At 73.5% G+C, this 17,814-nt stretch carries 17 protein-coding genes; 4 read left to right on the top strand and 13 right to left on the bottom strand.

Annotation, left to right across the window (positions count from 1 at the left end; translation table 11 throughout):
- Window positions 1–7 precede the first annotated feature (7 nt).
- Both IT780_RS34560 and IT780_RS34555 read right to left on the bottom strand, forming a co-directional pair.
- A complete protein-coding gene (locus IT780_RS34560; RefSeq protein ID WP_199516047.1) occupies window positions 8–691 on the bottom strand; it encodes a LuxR C-terminal-related transcriptional regulator in 684 nt (227 codons plus the stop codon).
- Window positions 679–1,863 (bottom strand): sensor histidine kinase, encoded by a 1,185-nt coding sequence (locus IT780_RS34555; RefSeq protein ID WP_307831526.1) that lies wholly within the window; start codon window positions 1,861–1,863, stop codon window positions 679–681. The genes IT780_RS34560 and IT780_RS34555 overlap by 13 nt, the downstream gene beginning before the upstream one ends.
- A gap of 132 nt (window positions 1,864–1,995) precedes the next feature.
- On the opposite strand from IT780_RS34555, the gene IT780_RS34550 reads away from it, so the two are divergent.
- Window positions 1,996–3,156 carry a serine hydrolase domain-containing protein gene (locus tag IT780_RS34550; protein ID WP_199516045.1) on the top strand — a complete coding sequence of 387 codons (1,161 nt, stop codon included), beginning with the start codon at window positions 1,996–1,998 and terminating at the stop codon, window positions 3,154–3,156.
- A 9-nt stretch (window positions 3,157–3,165) separates the two neighbouring features.
- On the opposite strand, the gene IT780_RS34545 is transcribed toward IT780_RS34550, so the two are convergent.
- The gene (locus tag IT780_RS34545) at window positions 3,166–4,233 is read right to left on the bottom strand and encodes an erythromycin esterase family protein (protein WP_199516044.1); all 1,068 of its coding nucleotides are present in this window, start codon (window positions 4,231–4,233) and stop codon (window positions 3,166–3,168) included.
- Window positions 4,234–4,320: 87 nt separating this feature from the next.
- Between IT780_RS34545 and IT780_RS34540 the strand changes: the two genes are divergently transcribed.
- Together IT780_RS34540 and IT780_RS34535 are read left to right on the top strand one after the other, a co-directional pair.
- Window positions 4,321–4,491, top strand: coding sequence for a hypothetical protein (locus tag IT780_RS34540; RefSeq protein ID WP_199516043.1), 171 nt, complete (start codon window positions 4,321–4,323; stop codon window positions 4,489–4,491).
- Complete coding sequence (locus IT780_RS34535; protein WP_199516042.1) at window positions 4,492–5,040, top strand: GNAT family N-acetyltransferase; 549 nt, start codon at window positions 4,492–4,494, stop codon at window positions 5,038–5,040.
- Between the two features lie 9 nt (window positions 5,041–5,049).
- Here IT780_RS34535 and IT780_RS34530 read toward each other — a convergent pair whose 3' ends face one another.
- The 9 genes from IT780_RS34530 to IT780_RS34490 form a co-directional block, all read right to left on the bottom strand.
- Window positions 5,050–6,489, bottom strand: coding sequence for a phytoene desaturase family protein (locus IT780_RS34530; protein WP_199516041.1), 1,440 nt, complete (start codon window positions 6,487–6,489; stop codon window positions 5,050–5,052).
- The gene (locus IT780_RS34525) at window positions 6,486–7,580 is read right to left on the bottom strand and encodes a glycosyltransferase family 2 protein (RefSeq protein WP_199516040.1); all 1,095 of its coding nucleotides are present in this window, start codon (window positions 7,578–7,580) and stop codon (window positions 6,486–6,488) included. The genes IT780_RS34530 and IT780_RS34525 overlap by 4 nt, the downstream gene beginning before the upstream one ends.
- Window positions 7,577–8,305 carry a carotenoid biosynthesis protein gene (locus IT780_RS34520; protein WP_233413986.1) on the bottom strand — a complete coding sequence of 243 codons (729 nt, stop codon included), beginning with the start codon at window positions 8,303–8,305 and terminating at the stop codon, window positions 7,577–7,579. Before IT780_RS34520 ends, IT780_RS34525 begins: the two co-directional genes overlap by 4 nt.
- A 55-nt stretch (window positions 8,306–8,360) precedes the next feature.
- A complete protein-coding gene (locus IT780_RS34515; protein ID WP_199516038.1) occupies window positions 8,361–8,942 on the bottom strand; it encodes a GNAT family N-acetyltransferase in 582 nt (193 codons plus the stop codon).
- Window positions 8,939–9,640, bottom strand: coding sequence for a monooxygenase (locus tag IT780_RS34510; protein WP_199516037.1), 702 nt, complete (start codon window positions 9,638–9,640; stop codon window positions 8,939–8,941). Before IT780_RS34510 ends, IT780_RS34515 begins: the two co-directional genes overlap by 4 nt.
- Before the next feature lie 47 nt (window positions 9,641–9,687).
- Window positions 9,688–11,436, bottom strand: coding sequence for a glycosyltransferase family 39 protein (locus tag IT780_RS34505; protein WP_199516036.1), 1,749 nt, complete (start codon window positions 11,434–11,436; stop codon window positions 9,688–9,690).
- A 118-nt stretch (window positions 11,437–11,554) separates the two neighbouring features.
- A complete protein-coding gene (locus IT780_RS34500) occupies window positions 11,555–12,043 on the bottom strand; it encodes a YbaK/EbsC family protein (protein WP_199516035.1) in 489 nt (162 codons plus the stop codon).
- A gap of 27 nt (window positions 12,044–12,070) precedes the next feature.
- Window positions 12,071–13,426, bottom strand: coding sequence for a ferredoxin reductase family protein (locus IT780_RS34495; RefSeq protein ID WP_199516034.1), 1,356 nt, complete (start codon window positions 13,424–13,426; stop codon window positions 12,071–12,073).
- 68 nt (window positions 13,427–13,494) lie between these two features.
- The gene (locus IT780_RS34490) at window positions 13,495–14,310 is read right to left on the bottom strand and encodes an SDR family NAD(P)-dependent oxidoreductase (RefSeq protein ID WP_199516033.1); all 816 of its coding nucleotides are present in this window, start codon (window positions 14,308–14,310) and stop codon (window positions 13,495–13,497) included.
- Window positions 14,311–14,367: 57 nt separating this feature from the next.
- On the opposite strand from IT780_RS34490, the gene IT780_RS34485 reads away from it, so the two are divergent.
- Entirely contained in the window at window positions 14,368–16,335 is a 1,968-nt protein-coding gene (locus tag IT780_RS34485; RefSeq protein WP_199516032.1) for an APC family permease, read from the top strand.
- Window positions 16,336–16,393: 58 nt separating this feature from the next.
- Here IT780_RS34485 and IT780_RS34480 read toward each other — a convergent pair whose 3' ends face one another.
- Window positions 16,394–16,996 carry a DNA-3-methyladenine glycosylase family protein gene (locus IT780_RS34480; RefSeq protein WP_307831525.1) on the bottom strand — a complete coding sequence of 201 codons (603 nt, stop codon included), beginning with the start codon at window positions 16,994–16,996 and terminating at the stop codon, window positions 16,394–16,396.
- Between the last annotated feature and the right edge of the window lie 818 nt (window positions 16,997–17,814).

Raw genomic sequence — 17,814 nt, 5'->3', positions numbered from 1 at the left:
CCGTCCCTCAGCGACCGCTGACCCCGGCCGACCCGGCCCCGGTCCCGCGGACGGGTCCGTTCAGATAGGCGAGGACGGCGAGGACCCGCCGGTGGCCGCTGTCGGTCACGGCGAGCCCGAGCTTGGCGAAGATGTTGCCGATGTGCTTGTGCACGGCGTTGGCGGTGATGACGAGCCGACTGGCGATGGCGTTGTTGTCGCAACCCTGAGCCATCAGCCCGAGCACCTCCCGCTCGCGCGGGGTGAGGGCGGCGACCGGGTCACCGGCGCGGTGCACGAGTTGCGCGATGACTTCGGGATCCATCGCGGTGCCTCCGGCGGCGACCCGGCGCAGGGCGTCGACGAACTCGTCCACCCGGCTGACCCGGTCCTTGAGGAGATAGCCGACGCCGCCGCCAGTGGAGGACAGGAGCTCGGCGGCGTACTGCTGCTCGACGTACTGCGACAGCACCAGGACCGGCAGGCCCGGAAGCTCCCGCCGGGCCTCCAGGGCGGCTCGGATCCCCTCGTCGCGGAAGGAAGGGGGGAGCCGGACGTCGACGATCGTGACGTCGGGCCGGTGTTCCCGTACGGCGGTGAGAAAGCCCGGCGCGTCACCGGCGACGGCGGCGACATGGCAGCCCGCACGGCGCAGCAGTAGCTCCAGCCCGGTGGACAGCAGCACGTTGTCCTCGGCGATCACGACCCGCACGGCAGCTCCAGGGTGACGGCCGTCGGCCCGCCGGCCGGGCTGTCGACGCCGACCGTCCCGTCGAGCGCGAGCACCCGGCGGCGGATCCCGGCGAGGCCGGTGCCCTGCCGGTCGCCGGCGCCACCGATGCCGTCGTCGGTGATGGCCACGGACAACCGGTCGGCCGTACGGCTCACCCGTACGGCCGCCGCGGTCGCCCGGCTGTGCTTGCTGACGTTCGTGAGCGCCTCGGCGACGGCGAAGTAGACGACCGCTTCCACGGCTGCGGGGACCCGGCCGAGGTCGCCGAGTTCCAGGCGGGTGGGCACCCCGCACCGGGTGATCACGGCGGTCAGGGCGCCGTCGAGGCCGCGGTCGGCGAGAATCGGCGGATAGACGCTGCGGATCACCTCGCGCAGCTCGGTCATCGCCTCCTCGGCCCCCTCGTGGGCGTCCCGGAGCAGCTCCGCCACGAACTGCTCGTCGCGGGGATCGTCGGCGAACGCCTGGCGGGCCACGGCCAGCCGCATCGCGATGGCCACCAGCCGGTTCTGGGTGCCGTCGTGCAGGTCGCGTTCGATCCGGCGCAGCTCCGCACCGTGGGCATCCAGCACGTCGGCCCGGGTGCGCGTCAGCACAGCCACCCGGTCGGCGAGCTGCTCGGCCGCCGAGTGCGACAGCACCGCGCGGCAGATCCGCGCGTGTGCCCGGGCGGCAGGCGGGAAGCACAGGTACGCCACGGCGACGAGCAGGACGATCTGCAGTGGACCCAGGGTGAGCGCCGTCGCCCAGCCCGTCACCGGGACGTCGATGAACAGCCGTGGCCGCTCCTGGAAGGTGAAGGCCCACCACAGAGGCGTGGCGACCGCGGCCGGCACGACGTTGCCGACGCACAGCAGCGCGGGCACACCGAAGGCCATCCCGGTCAGGGCGTGCACCGGCAACCACAGCAGATCCCGCGGTGTGGCCGGGTCGGTCCATGCCCGGCGGCCCGTCCCGCGCAGCGGAGGGCGCGGTGGCAGCGGCGTGCCGAGCTGCCGGCCGGCGCGTTCGCGATGCCAGGTGGCCCACGAGCGGGCGAGCCTCGGATGGATCAGTACCGGCAGCGCGAGCACCGTGCCGACCGCGGTGGCGAGCGATCCCAGCAGATAGATCCCGCCGCGCCGCGCCTGCACCCATCCCGTTCCCGACACGGCGTCAAGCATGCCCGGCGGCCGCTACCCGGGCACTACAGCCAGCTGTAGTCCGAGTCCGGTGGCGCGGGGTAGTGGCCCGCGCTGATGGAACTCATAGCGTCGGACGGCATGAGATCACGCAATGGAAACGTGTCCAGGCGCTCCCTGCTGGCCGCCGCGGCGGGCATCGCGGGCCTCGCTGTCACGGCCGCCGCGGCACCGCCGGCACCGGCCGGCACCGGTCCGGGGCCCGCCGCCACCCGGCTGCAGCGGGATGCCGACTCCATCCACGCCCTGGGGGTGACCGGCGTGCAGGCGCGGGTGACCATCGGCGGCCGGCACTTCGTCGCCACCAGCGGGGTCGCCGACCGTGTCACCGGACGCCCGGTGCCACGCGACGGTCGGTTCCGCATCGCGAGCACCCGCAAGGCGGTCGTGGCCACCGTGGCCCTGCAACTGGTCGGCGAGCACCGGATGGGCCTCGACGACACGGTCGAGCGGTGGCTGCCGGGGGTGGTGCACGGTGACGGGCACGACGGCCGCCGGATCACCGTGCGCCACCTCTTGCAGAACAGCAGCGGCCTGCACGACGACCCGGCCGGCTACACGACGCCCGAGGAGTACCACGACCAGCGGTACGACCCGCACACCCGCGAGGAGCTCGTGGCGGGAGCCCTGAGCCATCGGCCCGACTTCCCGCCCGGAGCCGGATGGGCCTACTCCAACACCGGGTTCGTCCTCGCCGGCATGATCATCGAGCGGGTCACCGGCCGGTCGTTGTCCGAGGAGATCAACGACCGGATCGTCCGGCCGCTCGGGCTGCGCGGCACCAGCTGGCCGGGGGCGGAGCCCACGCTGCCGCGCCCGCACGCCCGGGCGTACGAACTGTTCCCCGGTGGCGAGCTGGTCGACGTCACCGAGCAGGTCTCGTGGGACCCGGACTCCATGGTGTCGACCACGCGTGACCTCGACCGGTTCTTCCGTGCCCTTTTGAGCGGCGCCCTGCTGCCACCGGCTCAGCTCGCCGCGATGAAGCGCACGGTACGGGTCAGTGCCGACATCGAGCAGGTCTGGCCGGGCGGCCGATACGGGCTCGGGCTCGTGCGCCGCCCGCTGCCCTGCGGCGGCGCCTACTGGGGCCACGACGGCGGCGACGCCGGCTACATCACGCAGACCGGCGTCACCGCTGACGGCCGGCGCAGCGCGGTGGTGTCCATGTCCACCGCGCTCGGTGACTCGCTGGATCACCGTCTCCAGCAGCAACGCGCGGCTGACACCCTGGTCCAGAACGCCCTCTGCGCCCGGCGGTGACGCCCGTGGTCATCGCGCGCCGGCCTGCTCCGCGGGGGAGATCTCCGGCAGGGTGAGCACGGCGTCGTACGCGGCCGCCACATCGGTCTCCTGCCACCCGTCCAGCACTCGGATGACCGTCGCGCCCCCGCCGGCACCGCGCAGCCGGACCATCCCCGCGCCCGCAGCCTCCACGCTGTCCTGTCGCGGCGCCGGAAGCCCCACCGCAGTCACTGCCACCCCTCCCGGCGCCGAGGGGTCGCGGCGGCGGGCCGGTGTGACGCCCGCGACCGCGGTCAGGGCGATGGGTACGTACGCGTCGCCCAGCCGCCGGGTCAGGTGGGTGCCCATGGTCGGGACCGTGACGCCCGGCAGGGCCATCGGGGTGCGCTGGATGTGGCCGTTCGCCGCGCCCACCACCACCTTGGCGCCGGCTTCGACCAGCTCCAGGACCGTCTCGGCCATGCCCAGGTCGCGCGCCGCCACGTTGCCGCGCAGCAGCTGATCCAGCAGGACGACGAGCCGCAACTCCCGCCTCGCCGTGCGGTCGGCGGCGCCGGTGTCGAGGCGTACGGTCAGGTCAGCCAGCAGTGCCGTGATCCGGTCGCGGTCCGGCTGGGGCATCGCCGCGTAGGCGGCGTAGGCCGACAGGCCCGGCTCCTTCGCGTACGTCTCGACCAGCGCGGTGATCTCGTCGACGTGGGGCAGGGCGCGAAGATTGTGCAGGCCGGGCAGGGGCGAGGTGGCCGAGCCCGGCACGTCGATGCCGCTGAAGCGCACCCGCGCCGACCGCATCCACAACAGGTGCTCGCGCATCTCGGCGCACTGACCCATCCGGTACGTGATGTGCCGCTCGGCCAGGTCGTCGAGGTCGCCGGGGCCGCCGCGCACCCACGCGTCCACCGCCAGGCCCTCGCTGAAGCCGGACTCCATCGCGAACACCGAGAAGCCGCACCGCTCCACGAGGAACCGGGTGAGCTGGTGCCGGACCTCGTAGTACTCGCGGACGTGGTGGGCGCTCTCGCCGATGGCGACGACCTTCGCGTCGCGGACGAGCTCGGCCAGCGGTTCGAGGGTGTCCGGCGGCAGGAATGGCACCCGCAGACCTTACCGATGGGTGGAACGGGCGTCCTACAGTCATCGGTGCGGTCTCCCCGCGAACGGATGCGTGGAAGGGAGAGGCACATGGCCAGGAAACGGAAGCGCCGGGACAGCGACGGGGAAGCGTCCTCGTTCCGGCGGGAAGGCCCGGACGACGACACCGGCGGTGGCGCGCCGGTCCGGGAGCCCCGGCGGCCGAAGCCGAAGGATTCCAGCGGAGCCGCCGCCGCTGTGCTCGACTACCAGGACGCCTGAGTGCCGGATACCGTCCTCGCCGGCCTCGAGGTGCCGACGGAACGACTCGTGCTGCGTCCGTGGCGCCAGGGTGATCTCGGTGTGCTCGCGCAGGCCGCGCCGGATCCGTACATCGCCTCGATCACGTCGGTTCCGGAGCCGTACACCGTGGAGGCGGGACAGGCGTTCCTGCGCCGGATGACGGAGTTGTCCGCCGGCGGTGTCACGGTGCCGCGCGCGGTGGAGGAACGGGCCACCGGCACGGTCGTCGGGCATGTCAGCCTGCGCCTGCGCGACCTCGACCTGGGCCGCGCCGGGCTCGGGTACTGGATGCTGCCGCCGGCGCGGGGCCGGGGGCTGGCGCGCGAGGCGGTGGCGGGGCTCACCGAGTGGGCGTTCGACCGGCTGGGGGTCTGGCGGGCGGAGCTGTGCATCGAGCCGTGGAACGAAGCCTCGAAACGGGTCGCGCTGGGGGCCGGGTACGAGCGGGAAGGGCTGCTGCGCAGCTACCAGGTCATGGGCGGCAGACGGTGCGATGTCGAGATGTTCGCCCGGGTCCGTGACGGCTGAGCGGCGGCCTCAGGCCGGTCCGATCGCGTCGGCGACGATCTTCGCCGAGAGCGTGACCATGGGCAGGCCGCCGCCCGGGTGCGTCGAGCCGCCCACGAGGTACAGCCCGGACACCGGCCCGCGGTTGCCCGGGCGCAGCAGTCCTCCGGCCGTACCGTAGATCGCCCCGCCGGGCGCGCCCGTGGCCGCGGCCAGATCGGCCGGCGTGCGGGTCTCCACGAAGTCCAGGCGGTCGCGGACGTCGAAGCCGCGCGCCGCGAGGACGTCGAGAATGTGGTCCGCGTACGCCGCTGCGAGGCCGGGACGCTCCCAGTCCACGGCGCCCGCCGCGCGGCCGTGCCGGGGTGCGTTCACGAGGACGAACCACGCTTCCGTGCCCGGCGGGTGGACCGCGGGGTCCTCGGCGCGGGTGACGAAGACGGTCGGGTCGGACGGCGGCCGGGCGCGGCGGCCGTGGGCGGGGTCGCCGAAGACCGCGTCGAACTCGGCGTCGTAGTCGCGGGGGAACAGGACCGTGTGGTGGGCGAGCCGTGGCGTCTCGCCGCGGACTCCCAGCAGCAGCACGAAGCCGGCCAGGCTGCGGTCGGACAGGCCGGCGAGGTGCGACGGCGACGGCAGCAGGTCGCGGTACAGGGTCTGCGCGTCCACATCGGACACGACGAGGTCGGCCGGGACGTCGGAACCCGCCACGCAGACGCCCGTCGCGCGGCCGGCCGAGGTACGGATGGCGGTCACCGGGGCGGACGTGTGGATCGTGACGCCCAGGGCGCGGCAGCGGTCGAGCAGGGCGGACCCGAGCACGCCGAGGCCGCCGGGCAGGTACCAGCCGCCGAAGGCCAGCTCCGCGTACGGGATCGCGGCCAGGGCCGCCGGGGCGCGGCGCGGGTCGGCGCCGGTGTACGTCGCGTACCGGTCGAGCATCATCCGCAGCCGCCAGTCGCGCAGATAGTGACGGCCGAGCGTGCGCAGCGTGCGGCCCGGCGCGATCGCGGCGAGGTCGCCGAGGCGCCACGACAGCCGGGCCAGCGTCGCCGGGGACACCTCGCGTTGCAGCACCGAGCGCCACGACGCGGCCCAGATGCGCTCCGCGCGCTTCCAGAAGCGTCCCCAGTCCGCGGCCGCCCCCGCCCCGAACGCGTCGGCGATCCGCTCCCGGAACACCTCCGGATCGGACGAGGAGTCGAGCACGGAACCGTCCGGGAACACGTGGCGCACGACCGGATCCAGCGGCACCGGGTCCAGCTCCAGCCCGAGGTCGGCGAAGACCTGGGGGAGCGTGAGCAGGCTCGGGCCGGTGTCGAAGAGGTAGCCGTCGCGCTCGTACCGGCCGAGCTTGCCGCCGATCTCCGGCGCCTGCTCGTACACCGCGACCTTGTGCCCGGCCGCCGCCAGCCGGGCCGCCGCGGCGAGCCCGCCGACCCCCGCGCCGATCACCGCTGTTTCGCTCATACCGGCCGTCCCCGCCAGCTCAGGGCGCCGCGCCGGCGCAACACGAACGACCGGGCGGCCAGCCACCCGAACGCCAGGATCGAGATCGGCTGCGCCAGGGGATCCGGCCAGGTCCGCCCGCCCGTCGCGGCCGCGGCGATCACCCTTCCGAGCACACCCATCCCGTACGCACACAGCGTCACCAAAGCAAGATCCACCCTTGCGGACATCAGGAGCGCGATCGCGGTCACGGGCGGCGCCGCGTACAGCAGGATCAGCAGGACCACGACGGCCGCCGCACCGGGAAGCGACCCGAACGACGCCCACAACGACTTGCTGTAACCGTCGACCAGCTCCCGCCACGACGCGTACATGTGGCACTGCGCCAGCCGTGACCCGTCGGCGAGGGCGATCCGGCCGCCGGAGCGCTTGACCGCCCGCGCCAGCCCGATGTCCTCGAGCACGTCGTCGCGCACCGCCGCGTGCCCGCCGGCCCGCTCGTAGCCGGCCCGGTCGGTGACCAGCCACTGCCCGCCCGCCGCCGCCAGCGACGGCCGGGGGTAGCGTTCCATCAGCCGCAGCGGCAGGAACGTCAGCCACGACCACTGCAGCAGCGGCTGCACGAGCCGGCCGGCCCCGGTGATCCGGGGGTACGGCGACAGCAGCGTGACCTGCGCCGACCGCAACAGCGCGACCCCGCCCGCGACGGCGTCGGGCGCCAGGACCACGTCCGCGTCGACGAAGACGAGCACGTCGCTGCCCGTCGCCGCGGCGGCCAGTTGCGCGCAGGCGTGCGGCTTGCCGAGCCACCCGGCGGGCAGCGGCGCGCCGGTCAGCAGCCGTACCTTGTCGCCGGCGACCCGGCGCACCACCTCGGCCGTGCCGTCGGTGGATCCGTCGTCGAGCACGACGATCTCGAGCTCGGGGACGCCCCGCTGGCCGAGCAGCGACTCCAGGCACGGCGTCACCCGGCCGGCCTCGTCACGCAGCGGCAGCAGCACCGCCACGCGCTCGGTGACCGAGGCGCCGCGGGCCGGCCGGCGCAGCAGCAGGGCGTTGACGAGCGTGTGGCCGGTCAGCGCCAGCCACGGCAGGAGCACGAGCCACGTCATGTGCGTCGCCGCAGCGCTGGGATCAGGGGCAACACGACTGCGCCCATGAGGACGCCGCCCCAGAGCGCGGACCAGGGCAGCCCCAGGAACACCGCGTGGGCGAGCACCGAGGAAGCGTACGTCCACAGCCACAACGCGATCATGGGGGCGTCCCCGCCGAGCGCCTGCCCGCCCGAGGGTCCGGCGGCCGCCGCGAGGACCGCCATCAGCACGAGGGCGAAACCGAGCCACCCCAGATAGTTGCCCACCGGGATGCCCGGCACTCCCGGCAGCGCCGGCGTCGGCGACTGCCACACCCAATAGCCCTCGGCGACCATCTGCGGGTCCAGGAACAGGTCCCACGCCGCCAGCCCGGCCGCCGCCAGCGCGACCCGGACCGCGCGCGAGCGGGCCAGCCGCAGCGCCGCGAGCCACGCCGGCCACGCCATCCACGTCCACGCCAGCGGGATGATCAGCGGTACGCCGAGCACCTTCGGGCCGAGCTGGCCGGAGTAGTCGTACGTGCCGAACGGGAACCCGGTCGCCACCCCGACCGCCTCCACCGCGAACCCGCCCAGCGTGGCCGTACCCACCAGCGCGGCGGCCGCGCGCGGGCCCCGGCTGAGCAGCGCGTGACCCACCGACAGCAGGTAGCCCAGCACCACCGTGGTCACGGTGAACCCGGCGCGTACGCCACCCGAGGTGAGCGGATAGCAGATCTGGACCAGGACGAGCGCGCCGAGCAGCGCCCACGACGGCCACTCAGCCGCGGGGACGGCCGGGCGGGCCCACGACGACCGCTCAGATGCCGACAATGCCCGGTGCGTCCTCGGCCGGGGCGCGCTCGGTCAGCGGCAGGCCGCGCCCGAGGATGGCGAACGCGCGCTCGTCACCCGGGAACATGAAGTCGCGCAGCACGTCCTCGAAGCCGAAGCGCCGGTACAGCCGCCAGGCCCGGGACTGCTCCTCGTCGGCCTCGGGCGTCGACAGCAGCACGGTCTTCCCGTCCGCCATCGACAGCAGGGCGCGCAGCTGGCGGGCGCCGATCCCGTGGCCCTGGGCGCTCGGGCGCACGTGCAGCTCGACCACCTCGAAGCAGTCGGACAGCCAGCGCCGCCGGGCGGGCTCGTCCAGCGCGGAACGGACCTGGTCGTGCCACCACTGGCCGGGGCCGGACGCGTAGCCGTACCCGAACCCGGCGAGGTGCCCGTCGGTGGTCAGGGTGGCGACCGCCCGGAAGCCGGCCCGGCGTACGTGCGCGCCGATGTACCCGCGGCGGGTCTGCAGCAGCTCGGCGCGGTAGCCCATCGCCTCGCCGTACACGCTCACCACGTCGTCCAGCCGCCGGAGCATGTCGTCCGGCTGCCAGGGGACGAGCCTCATCGCTCTCCTTCCCGCCAGCCCAGTACGGCCCTGTCGCCGCTGATGCCGCGCACCGCGAACCGGGCGAACAGGTCTTCCGCGTACCAGCGGACCTCCCGTGTCCGCGCGATCACCGCGCGATGCTCCGGCTGACGGTACGCGAACCGGGTGAGATCCGCCGCGCTGCGCCACACGCTCACCGTGCCCTGCCAGACCACCGGCGCCTCGCCGACGCCGAAGCGCGCGAGCAGCCCCGGCGCGGTGGCGAGCTCCCTGGCGATCGGCGGCACCGCACGCCAGAACGTCAGCGCCCGCGCGGGCCGCAGCCGGGCCCGGGTCAGCGCCAGCACCATGCCGTCGTGCCGGCCGTCCGACGGTTCGCCGAACGGTGTCCCGCCCGACCAGCGGCCGTGGCTGGTCAGCGGCGTCAGGTCCACGCGGGTGGAAGCCGTGGCGATCCGGTCCCAGGCCGCGCCGACCGCGCCCAGGTCGCCGCCGTCCGGGCCGTCCCAGGCGACCACGGCCGCGTACCGGGTCAGGTCCGAGTCGCCGGGCCCGAACGTCGTGCCGGTCCCGGTGCCGAGCAGCCGGCCGAACCGCGCCCCGGGCACCCGTCGCAACCGGCGCGGATCCACCGCCATCCGGACGAAAGCGCGACCGACGTCACGCCGCGGCACCCGCCACACGTGCAGCGTGACCAGCGGCGGTACGGACGTCATCCCGTCACGCTACCCAGGCTGCGGGCCGTCACGCCCCGGCGGGTCGGCTACTTGCGGGGTGGCTTGCGGACGAGTTCGGTCACCCAGACCCGGTGGAACTCGACGTGCAGCACGATGTCGTAGCGGCGCTGGACCGCCTTCTGCTGGTAGCCGGGCAGCGGCCAGAACGGGCTGAGGCCGCCCGGGTCCGTGGACACCAGCCAGATCCGCTTCGTGTCGGCCAGGCACACGGCGGTCGGCAGGCAGGGCGGGTGCTCCCACGACCACGCCTCGTCCGGCGGCTGGTCGACGAGGATCTCCTGCGGCTGCTGCTCGCGGGGCTGGTGGCGCCACTCGTACCGGAAGCCGCGGTGGGCGTACCGGTAGCCGGTGAAGATGATCCCGTCGCCCGGTTCGTCGCGGGCGGCGATGAGCCCCGCGGCCAGCCGGAACGCGAACTCGTCCGGTTCGGCGTCGCTGCGGATGTTGCCCTGCTCCGTCCACCCGGCGAAGGTGAGCCCGGCCGCGGCCGCGACGACGACCACGACGACCTTGGCGGTCGCCGCGACCCGGCCGGAGCCGGCGGCCGAGGCCAGCCGGCGCAGCGCGAACCCGGCGAGCAGGATCCAGGCCGGGACCGTGAAGAGCAGGTAGCGCGGGTAGAAGAAGTAGTACTCGTGGAACGTGTAGTACGCGACGATCGGCGGCAGCAGCGCCCACACCAGCAGCAGCCCGCCCCGGCCCTCGAAGGCCAGCACGAATATGGCGCCCAGGCCGGCGGTCAGGAAGAACCCGGCCACCGCGGGGCTCATGAAGACCTCGCCGGGGAAGGCCTGCACCCGCTCCCACGTCGTGTCCGGGATCCAGTTGATCTGCGCGCCCTGGACCTGCCCGCGGATGATCAGCGGCGAGACGGCGAGCACCGCGGCCACGACGGACAGCGGCCAGCCGAGGATCGTCCACAGCCGTTTGCGTCCCCGGGCGCGGATCACCGCCGCGACCACCACCACGAGATGGGCGGCGAGGCTCATGAGCGCCACGATGTGGCTGCAGCCGATCGCGATCACCGCCAGCGCGTACGGGATCCACCGCCACACCGTCGGGCGTTCCACCGCGCGCAGCAGCAGCCACACCGCGGTGACCGTGGCGAGCATCGCCAGCGCGTACGGGCGCGCCTCCTGCCCGTACCGGCTGATCACCGGGACCGCCGGCATCAGCAGACCCGCGATCAGGCCGGCCCGGGCGTCGAACAGCCGCCGCCCGATCAGCGCGATCACCGCCGCGGAGAACGCCATCGCCAGCGCGGCCGGCATCCGCAGCGCCGTCTCGGAGTCGCCGAAGAGCGTCACCCAGCCGTGCATGAACGCGTAGTACGGGTACAGCACCACGTCGAGCGTCTGCACCATCTCGCGCAGGTCGGCGAGGTCGAGCGAGGCAGCCCACCAGGTCGCGTTCTCGTCGCGCCACAGCTGCCGGGTGCCGATGTTGATGAGCATCACGGTGAGCGTCGCCGCGAACGGGAACGTCACCAGGGCCAGCGTGGGGATCAGCCTCGTCCGCATCCACGCCCACGTCCGGCCGGCCCGGGAGGGCGGCGGCGACGCAGGCGGCGTGTCCTCGGCCGCGGGCTTCTCCTGGACCTTTTCCTGCTCGGCCGGCGGCTGCGGCTCGGCCGGCGGCTCCTGCTCAGAGGGCGGTGTCTGCTTCGCCGGGGGTGCCTGTTCCTCCGCCGGGGGTGCCTGTTCGTCCGGCGGCGGGTCCTGGACGGTGGCAGGTGTCGCTACCGCTTCCGTTCCCGTGGCGGTATCGGCGGCCATGGTTGTCGGACTCCGAGGGGGTCAATGGACAGGGACAGGGGATGACGCAGGCCCCCCAGTTTAAGGACGCGCGCCACCTCCGCCCCTCGAGGCGGAGTTCAGTCCAGTGATCAATGACTCAGGCGACCTCGGTGGGTACACCGTTGGTGACCCGCAGCAACTCCGCGTACGTGATCGGGAAGACCGCCTGCGGTACGCCACCGGCCGCCCACACCTCGTCATACTGCGCCAGGGCCGTGTCGACCAGCGTCCTGACCGGCTTGGGATGTCCCAGCGGAGCCACCCCGCCGATCGCCTGGCCGGTGTGCGCCCGGACGAACTCCGGCGTGGCCCGTCCCAGCCGGGCGACGCCGAGCCCGGCGGCGACCTTGCGGGTGTCCACCCGGTGCGCGCCGGAGGTCAGCACCAGCAGCGGCGCGCCGTCCGCCTCGAAGATCAGCGAGTTGGCGATCTGTCCGACCTCGACACCCAGGGCGGCAGCCGCGGCGGCGGCGGTGTGCACCCCCTCGTCGAACAGGACCATCTCGGGCGCGGTGCCCGCGGCGGTACGGGCGTCGGCGCCGGCGAGCGCGGCGCGGACCGCCTGAACATTGGGGTGGTTCTCCATCGGACCATTCTGCTCGAACATCGGCGCTCACCAGCCGAAGCGCTCCCGGTGCAGGCGCGCCGGCGGGACCCCGGCGGCCCGGGCGGCGGCGCGGACGGCCTCGGTCCACGGATCGGGGCCGCACACGTACAGGTCGTGGCCGGCGATGTCCGGGGCGAGCTCACGCAACGCCTGCGCGTCGGTGTAGTCCGCGTACTCCTCGGACAGCCAGGAGGTGGGACGCGCGCGCGGGCCGATCAACGGCACCAGCCGTACGCCGCGGCGCTGCGCCAGCCATTCGAGCTCGTCCAGGAACGCCACCTCGCGCGCGTGCCGGGCGCGGTAGATCAGCGTCGCCTGGCCGTGGCCGTACGGCAGGTCCCACAGCAACGCCAGCAACGGCGTGATCCCGACCCCGCACGCCAGCATCGTCACGGGCCCGCCCCGGTACGACTCGGCCGTCAGGCGTCCGTACGGGCCCTCGATCAGTGCCCTCGTGCCCGGCCGCAGCCGCGCCACCCGGGCGCTGCCGTCACCGAGCACCTTCACCGTGATCCGCAGCTGATCGCCGTGCGGCGGCCCGGACAGCGAGAACGGGTTCCCGCGCGACCAGCCGGGCCCGTCGAGGAACCGCCAGACGAAGAACTGCCCGGCCCGCACCGGCAGGCGGTCGAGGTGCCGGCCGCGCAGGTACACCGAGACCAGCCCGTGCGCCTCCGGGACGACGTGGTCGACCACCAGCCGGTGCCGCACCGTGCGCCACAACGGCATGCCGACGCGGAAGACCAGCACGCTGCCCGCGGCCACGGCGTACAGCGTCCACCAGTACGCGCGCGCCACCGGGCTCGCCACGAAGTCCGATCCGGCCCACAGCTCGTGCGGCAGCGCCAGGGCGACGCCCAGGTACGCGTACAGGTGCAGCAGATGCCACGACTCGTAGCGCAACCGGCGGCGGGCCCGGCGTACCGATGTCACGACCACCAGGACGACCGCGACCAGCGCCGCCGTGGCCGGCAGCATCCCGGGGTAATGCGCGACGAAGCGCGCGAACTGCGCGAGCAGGTCACCGCCGGTGGCGTACGCGAGCGTCGCCAGCATGACGTGCGCGAGCAGCAGGTGAAACGACGCGAAGCCGGTCCAGCGGTGCCAGCGGGCCGGCGTGTCCTGGCCGAACGCCCGTTCCACCAGCGGGATCCGGGCCATGAGCACGACCTGGAGCAGCATCAGGTTCGCCGACCACAACGCGGCCAGCCGTCCCGCAGCGCCCAGCGCCGCCCAGCCGCCGCCGGCCGCCTGCCGCGCCCCGCCGTTCGCCGCCCACACCGCGGTGACGACGAGCATGGTGAGCGCGGCGGCGCAGCGTGCGGCCCCAGCCCACCAGCGGGGCGTGGCCGGCGCGATCATGACGCCAGAACTTACAAAGGTCCCGCGCCCGCGGGCAGCCCTTCGTGAAGAAGGTAATGAAAGTCGAACTAACGGTTATCCCCGCAGGCCCGCTCGCTGGCATCCCACAGTCGCGCCGCGAGCGCGGGATCCGAGATCCGCGGGTCCGGTGCGGTGACCTTGTGCCCCACGTAGTAGGCGCCGTTCCGCAATTCCTCCGCCGGGGCCGTCGCGAGCCAGACCAGCAGCGCACCCGCGTCCTGCGGGCTGGTCAGGAACGGCGCGACCTTGTAGAAGAACCGCGTCACCGGGCCCGCGCCGAAGTTGCTGCGCACCACGCCCGGATGGAACGCCACCGACAGGATGTCCGGCCACCGGCGGGCCGCCTCGGCCGTGAACAGGATGTTGGCGGCCTTGCTCGCGCCGTACGCGCGCCACGCGTTCCACGAGGCCGGGTCGCCGGTGAGATCGTCCGGGTCGACGCGCGCCCGCTGGTGGGCGCGCGAGGAGGTGTTCACCACCCGGCCGCCACGCAACCGCTCGCGCAGCAGGCTGGTCAGGAGAAAAGGCGCGAGGTGGTTGCCCTGGACGGTCGCCTCGAAGCCGTCGGCCGTCCTCCGGTACGAGCCCAGCATGCCGCCGGCGTTGTTCGCGAGCACATCGATGACCGGGTACGCCGCCAGCAGATGGTCCGCGAGCCGCCGTACGTCGTCGAACGACTCGAAGTCGGCGCGGAACTCGTCCGGCTCGGGGCCCGTGGCGGCCGCCCTGATCTGCGCCATCGCCGAGCCCAGCCGGCCCGGATCGCGCCCGACGACCACCACCTGATCCCCCTGTGCCGCCAGCTGACCCGCGGCGGCCAGCCCCACACCGGAGCTGGCCCCCGTCACGACGATCGTGCGCATGCCGAATCCTCCATCCGCCGGTGCGGGTGTCGTACCCGTGGTGCATCCTGACAATCGATGAGCACCGAGATCAACGTACCGGCGTCCGTGGAGACCCCGGCGCAGACGCCCCCGCCCGTGCACCGGGTGACCCGCTGGCTGCTGGCCAACCGGGTCCAGCCGGTCGGACCCGAGTCGGCCGAGGACGAGACGCACCAGCAGCCCTGGTGGAAGGTCATGGCGCTGACCGGCGTCGACTACTTCTCCACCCTGTCCTACCTGCCGGCCATCGCGGCGCTCGCCGCGGGCGCCCTGTCGCCGCTGGCCACGCTGCTGATCGTCGCGCTGACGCTGGCCGGCATGCTCCCGATGTACCGCCGGGTCGCCAAGGAGAGCCCGCACGGCCAGGGCTCGATCGCCATGCTCGAGGACCTGCTCCCGTTCTGGTACGGCAAGCTCTTCGTGCTCGTGCTGCTCGGCTTCGTCGCCACCTCGTGGATCATCACGATCACGCTGTCCGCGGCCGACGCCACCGTGCACATGTCGGAGAACCCGTACCTGCCCGGCTTCCTGCACGGGCACGCGGTGCCCATCACGGTGGTGCTGCTGCTGGTCCTGGGGTTCGTGTTCCTGCTCGGCTTCCGGGAGGCCGTCCAGGTCGCGCTGCCGCTGGTGGTGATCTTCCTCGGGCTCAACGCCGTGGTCACCATCGTCGGCCTGATCGACGTGTTCACCGTCCCGCACGCCTTCTCCGCCTGGCTCGACGGGATAGCCGCCGGCGGCTTCGGCACGGTCTCCTCGGTGTTCCTGGCGTTCCCGGCGCTGGTGCTCGGCCTGTCCGGCTTCGAGACCGGGGTCAGCATGATGCCGCTGGTCGCCGCCGACGGGAAGTCGCCGGAACAGCGGCTCGAGGCGCGCATCCGCAACACCCGCAAGCTGCTCACCGTCGCCGCGCTGGTCATGAGCGTGTACCTGCTGCTGACCAGCTTCGTCACCACGGTGCTCATCCCGCACGCGGAGTTCGAACCGGGCGGCGGGGCCAACGGGCGGGCGCTGGCCTACCTGGCCCACGAGAAGCTCGGCGAGGCCTTCGGCACGGCGTACGACCTCAGCAGCATCCTGATCCTGTGGTTCGCCGGCGCGTCCGCGATGGCCGGCCTGATCAACATCGTGCCCCGCTACCTGCCCGGCTACGGCATGGCCCCGGACTGGTCGCGCGCCATCCGTCCGGTCGTGCTGGTCTACACCGCGATCAGCGTCGGCATCACCATCGCCTTCGGCGCGGACGTCAACGCGCAGGCGGGGGCGTACGCGACCGGCATCCTGGCCATGATGGTCTCCGGGGCGGTAGCGGTCACGATCTCCGCCGCCCGGCGCCGGCAGCGCGGTGCCACCGCCGGCTTCACCGTGCTCACGCTCGTGCTGCTGTACGCGCTCGGCGACAACATCATCGAGAAGCCCGACGGCATCACCATCTCGGCCATCTTCATCGCGGGCATCATCGCCGTCTCCCTCGTCTCCCGGATCAGCCGCACCACCGAGCTGCGCGCGGACCGCATCGAGTTCGACGAGGCGGCCCGCGCGTTCATCGCCGACTCCATCGCGTACGACGGCGAGCTCAACCTCGTCGCCAACCGCCGCCAGGCCGGTGACGAGGACGAGTACGCCGGCAAGGAACGCGAACAGCGCGGCATGAACCCCGTACCGGGCGCGGCGGACCTGCTCTTCCTCGAGGTCGAGGTCGTGGACCCCTCGCAGTTCAGCAACGTCCTCACAGTCCACGGCGTCCAGGTCGGCCCGTACCGCGTCCTGCGCGTGCAGAGCCCGGCGGCCCCCAACGCGATCGCCGCGGTCCTGCTCGCCCTGCGCGACGCGAGCGGCGTACGCCCGCACTGCTACTTCGAATGGGCGGAGGGCAGCCCCCTCGTCCACCTCTTCCGCTACCTGCTCCTGGGCCGCGGCGACACGGCCCCGGTGGTCCGCGAGATCATCCGCAAGAGCGAGCCCGACCCGGCCCGGCGCCCCGGCATCCACGTCGGCGGCTGACCGGCCCCCGCCCTGGCAGCGTGCCTGCCGGGCTTCTTGCAGGCCGGCGCCGTTGTGGTCAGGCCGGCGGTCGCAGCTTCGTCCCCAGGTACTGCTGCCAGAGCAGCCGGGCTGCGACCGCCCGCCAGGGCCGCCAAGCCTCGGCGCGCAGGACGGTCTCGGCCGGTGAGGGCAGCGCCGGCAGATTCCACAGCTGGGCGATCCCGGCCGCGACGGCGAGATCTCCGGCCGGCCACGCATCGGGCCGGCCCAGAGCCGACAGCCGGTAGATCGCCGCGGTCCACGGGCCGATCCCCGGCACCGCCCGCAGCTGCCGATCGACGTCCTGGTCGTCGAGTCCGGCCAGCGCCTCCAGCCGTAGCGAACCCGCCACGACGGCATCGGCCACGGCCTCACGCAACTGCCGGTCGTCGAGCGCCAGCAGGCTCTCAGCGGTCAGCGGATCGGCGAGCGCCCGCAACCGGTCGAACGTCGCCCGCGCCGACGCCAGCGACACCTGCTGCTCCAGCATGATGTGCACCAGCGAGGCAAACCCGGGCGCGCGGTCCCACATCAGCGGGAACCCGTGACGTTCCTCGACGGCGGCGAAGAGCGGCTCACTCGCGGTGAGCTCGGCGACGCCGCGCCGGAGATCCGCCGGGGTCATCGGGCCGGTGAGCACGCCTCCACGGTAATGACCATTCCGCCCACCTCTCGCCCGCACCTCCCGCCTTCCGCCTCTCGCCCCGCCTCCCGCTCTCACCTCCCCGCGCCCGCCTCCCGCTCCCACGCCCCGTCGCCGCCGTCCCTTCCCTTGTCTGTCTCCCGTCCCCGCGCTGTTCTTCTCCGTCCGCCGTCATCGCTGCCCGGCTCTCCTCCCGCCGTCCTTCCCAGCGGGCGAAGATCACCTCTGACCTGCGGCGCTGCGGCGTTGCTTTTTTGTCGGAGGGTGGTGTTACTCTCTCCAGTAGTTAGAACGAGTGTTCGATTGGTTCGAACGGCTGTTCCAGCCGGTCGGCGCCGGTCGGCGGCCGCCCCTCCTGGCGGGCGCCGCTCCGGTCGCCTCCGCCAGGGCGGCCGGGCCGGGCCGGTCGGCCTCGGGCTGACGATCGGGTTCCGCGTTCGCGGCGTGGTTCCCGGGTGTGACGCCCGCGAAGCGTCGCACCGCAGGTCCGGGCATTCGCGGGTCCGGGCCGCAACAGGCAGGACCGCTGTCCGCCACCCTCGACCCCCGGGTGGCGGGCGGCGGACCCGCCGGCGCAAGTCCGGCCGGGTGTGGTGTGGGGAAGCTTCACACCCGGCCGGCGGCACCACCGCTGTGCCTTCCTCAGCAGCGACCGGTTCGACCAGCACGTCGGATGCGACACACGCGAGGAGTTTCAATGACCATGTCAAGCCGCGTTCGCGGTGAGCGGTGGTGAGGGATGGAACTCACGGCCGTCGCGCAGCAGGGCCCAAATAACGTCGATCAGGCGGCGGGCCAGGGCGATCACCGCTTGG

The organism is Nucisporomicrobium flavum (genome assembly GCF_016464385.1).
GTDB lineage: Bacteria > Actinomycetota > Actinomycetes > Mycobacteriales > Micromonosporaceae > Actinoplanes > Actinoplanes flavus_A.
The sequence above is the reverse complement of the archived record's forward strand: the minus strand, read 5'-3'. Positions and strand labels throughout refer to the sequence as shown.

What these genes read in the sequence shown, in the direction of transcription:
- IT780_RS34540 (WP_199516043.1), top strand. Translation starts at nt 4,321, where the DNA reads ATGGCCAGGAAACGGAAGCGCCGGGACAGCGACGGGGAAGCGTCCTCG.
- IT780_RS34530 (WP_199516041.1), bottom strand. Translation starts at nt 6,489, where the DNA reads ATGAGCGAAACAGCGGTGATCGGCGCGGGGGTCGGCGGGCTCGCCGCG.
- IT780_RS34525 (WP_199516040.1), bottom strand. Translation starts at nt 7,580, where the DNA reads ATGACGTGGCTCGTGCTCCTGCCGTGGCTGGCGCTGACCGGCCACACG.
- IT780_RS34515 (WP_199516038.1), bottom strand. Translation starts at nt 8,942, where the DNA reads ATGAGGCTCGTCCCCTGGCAGCCGGACGACATGCTCCGGCGGCTGGAC.
- IT780_RS34510 (WP_199516037.1), bottom strand. Translation starts at nt 9,640, where the DNA reads ATGACGTCCGTACCGCCGCTGGTCACGCTGCACGTGTGGCGGGTGCCG.
- IT780_RS34505 (WP_199516036.1), bottom strand. Translation starts at nt 11,436, where the DNA reads ATGGCCGCCGATACCGCCACGGGAACGGAAGCGGTAGCGACACCTGCC.
- IT780_RS34500 (WP_199516035.1), bottom strand. Translation starts at nt 12,043, where the DNA reads ATGGAGAACCACCCCAATGTTCAGGCGGTCCGCGCCGCGCTCGCCGGC.
- IT780_RS34495 (WP_199516034.1), bottom strand. Translation starts at nt 13,426, where the DNA reads ATGATCGCGCCGGCCACGCCCCGCTGGTGGGCTGGGGCCGCACGCTGC.
- IT780_RS34490 (WP_199516033.1), bottom strand. Translation starts at nt 14,310, where the DNA reads ATGCGCACGATCGTCGTGACGGGGGCCAGCTCCGGTGTGGGGCTGGCC.
- IT780_RS34485 (WP_199516032.1), top strand. Translation starts at nt 14,368, where the DNA reads ATGAGCACCGAGATCAACGTACCGGCGTCCGTGGAGACCCCGGCGCAG.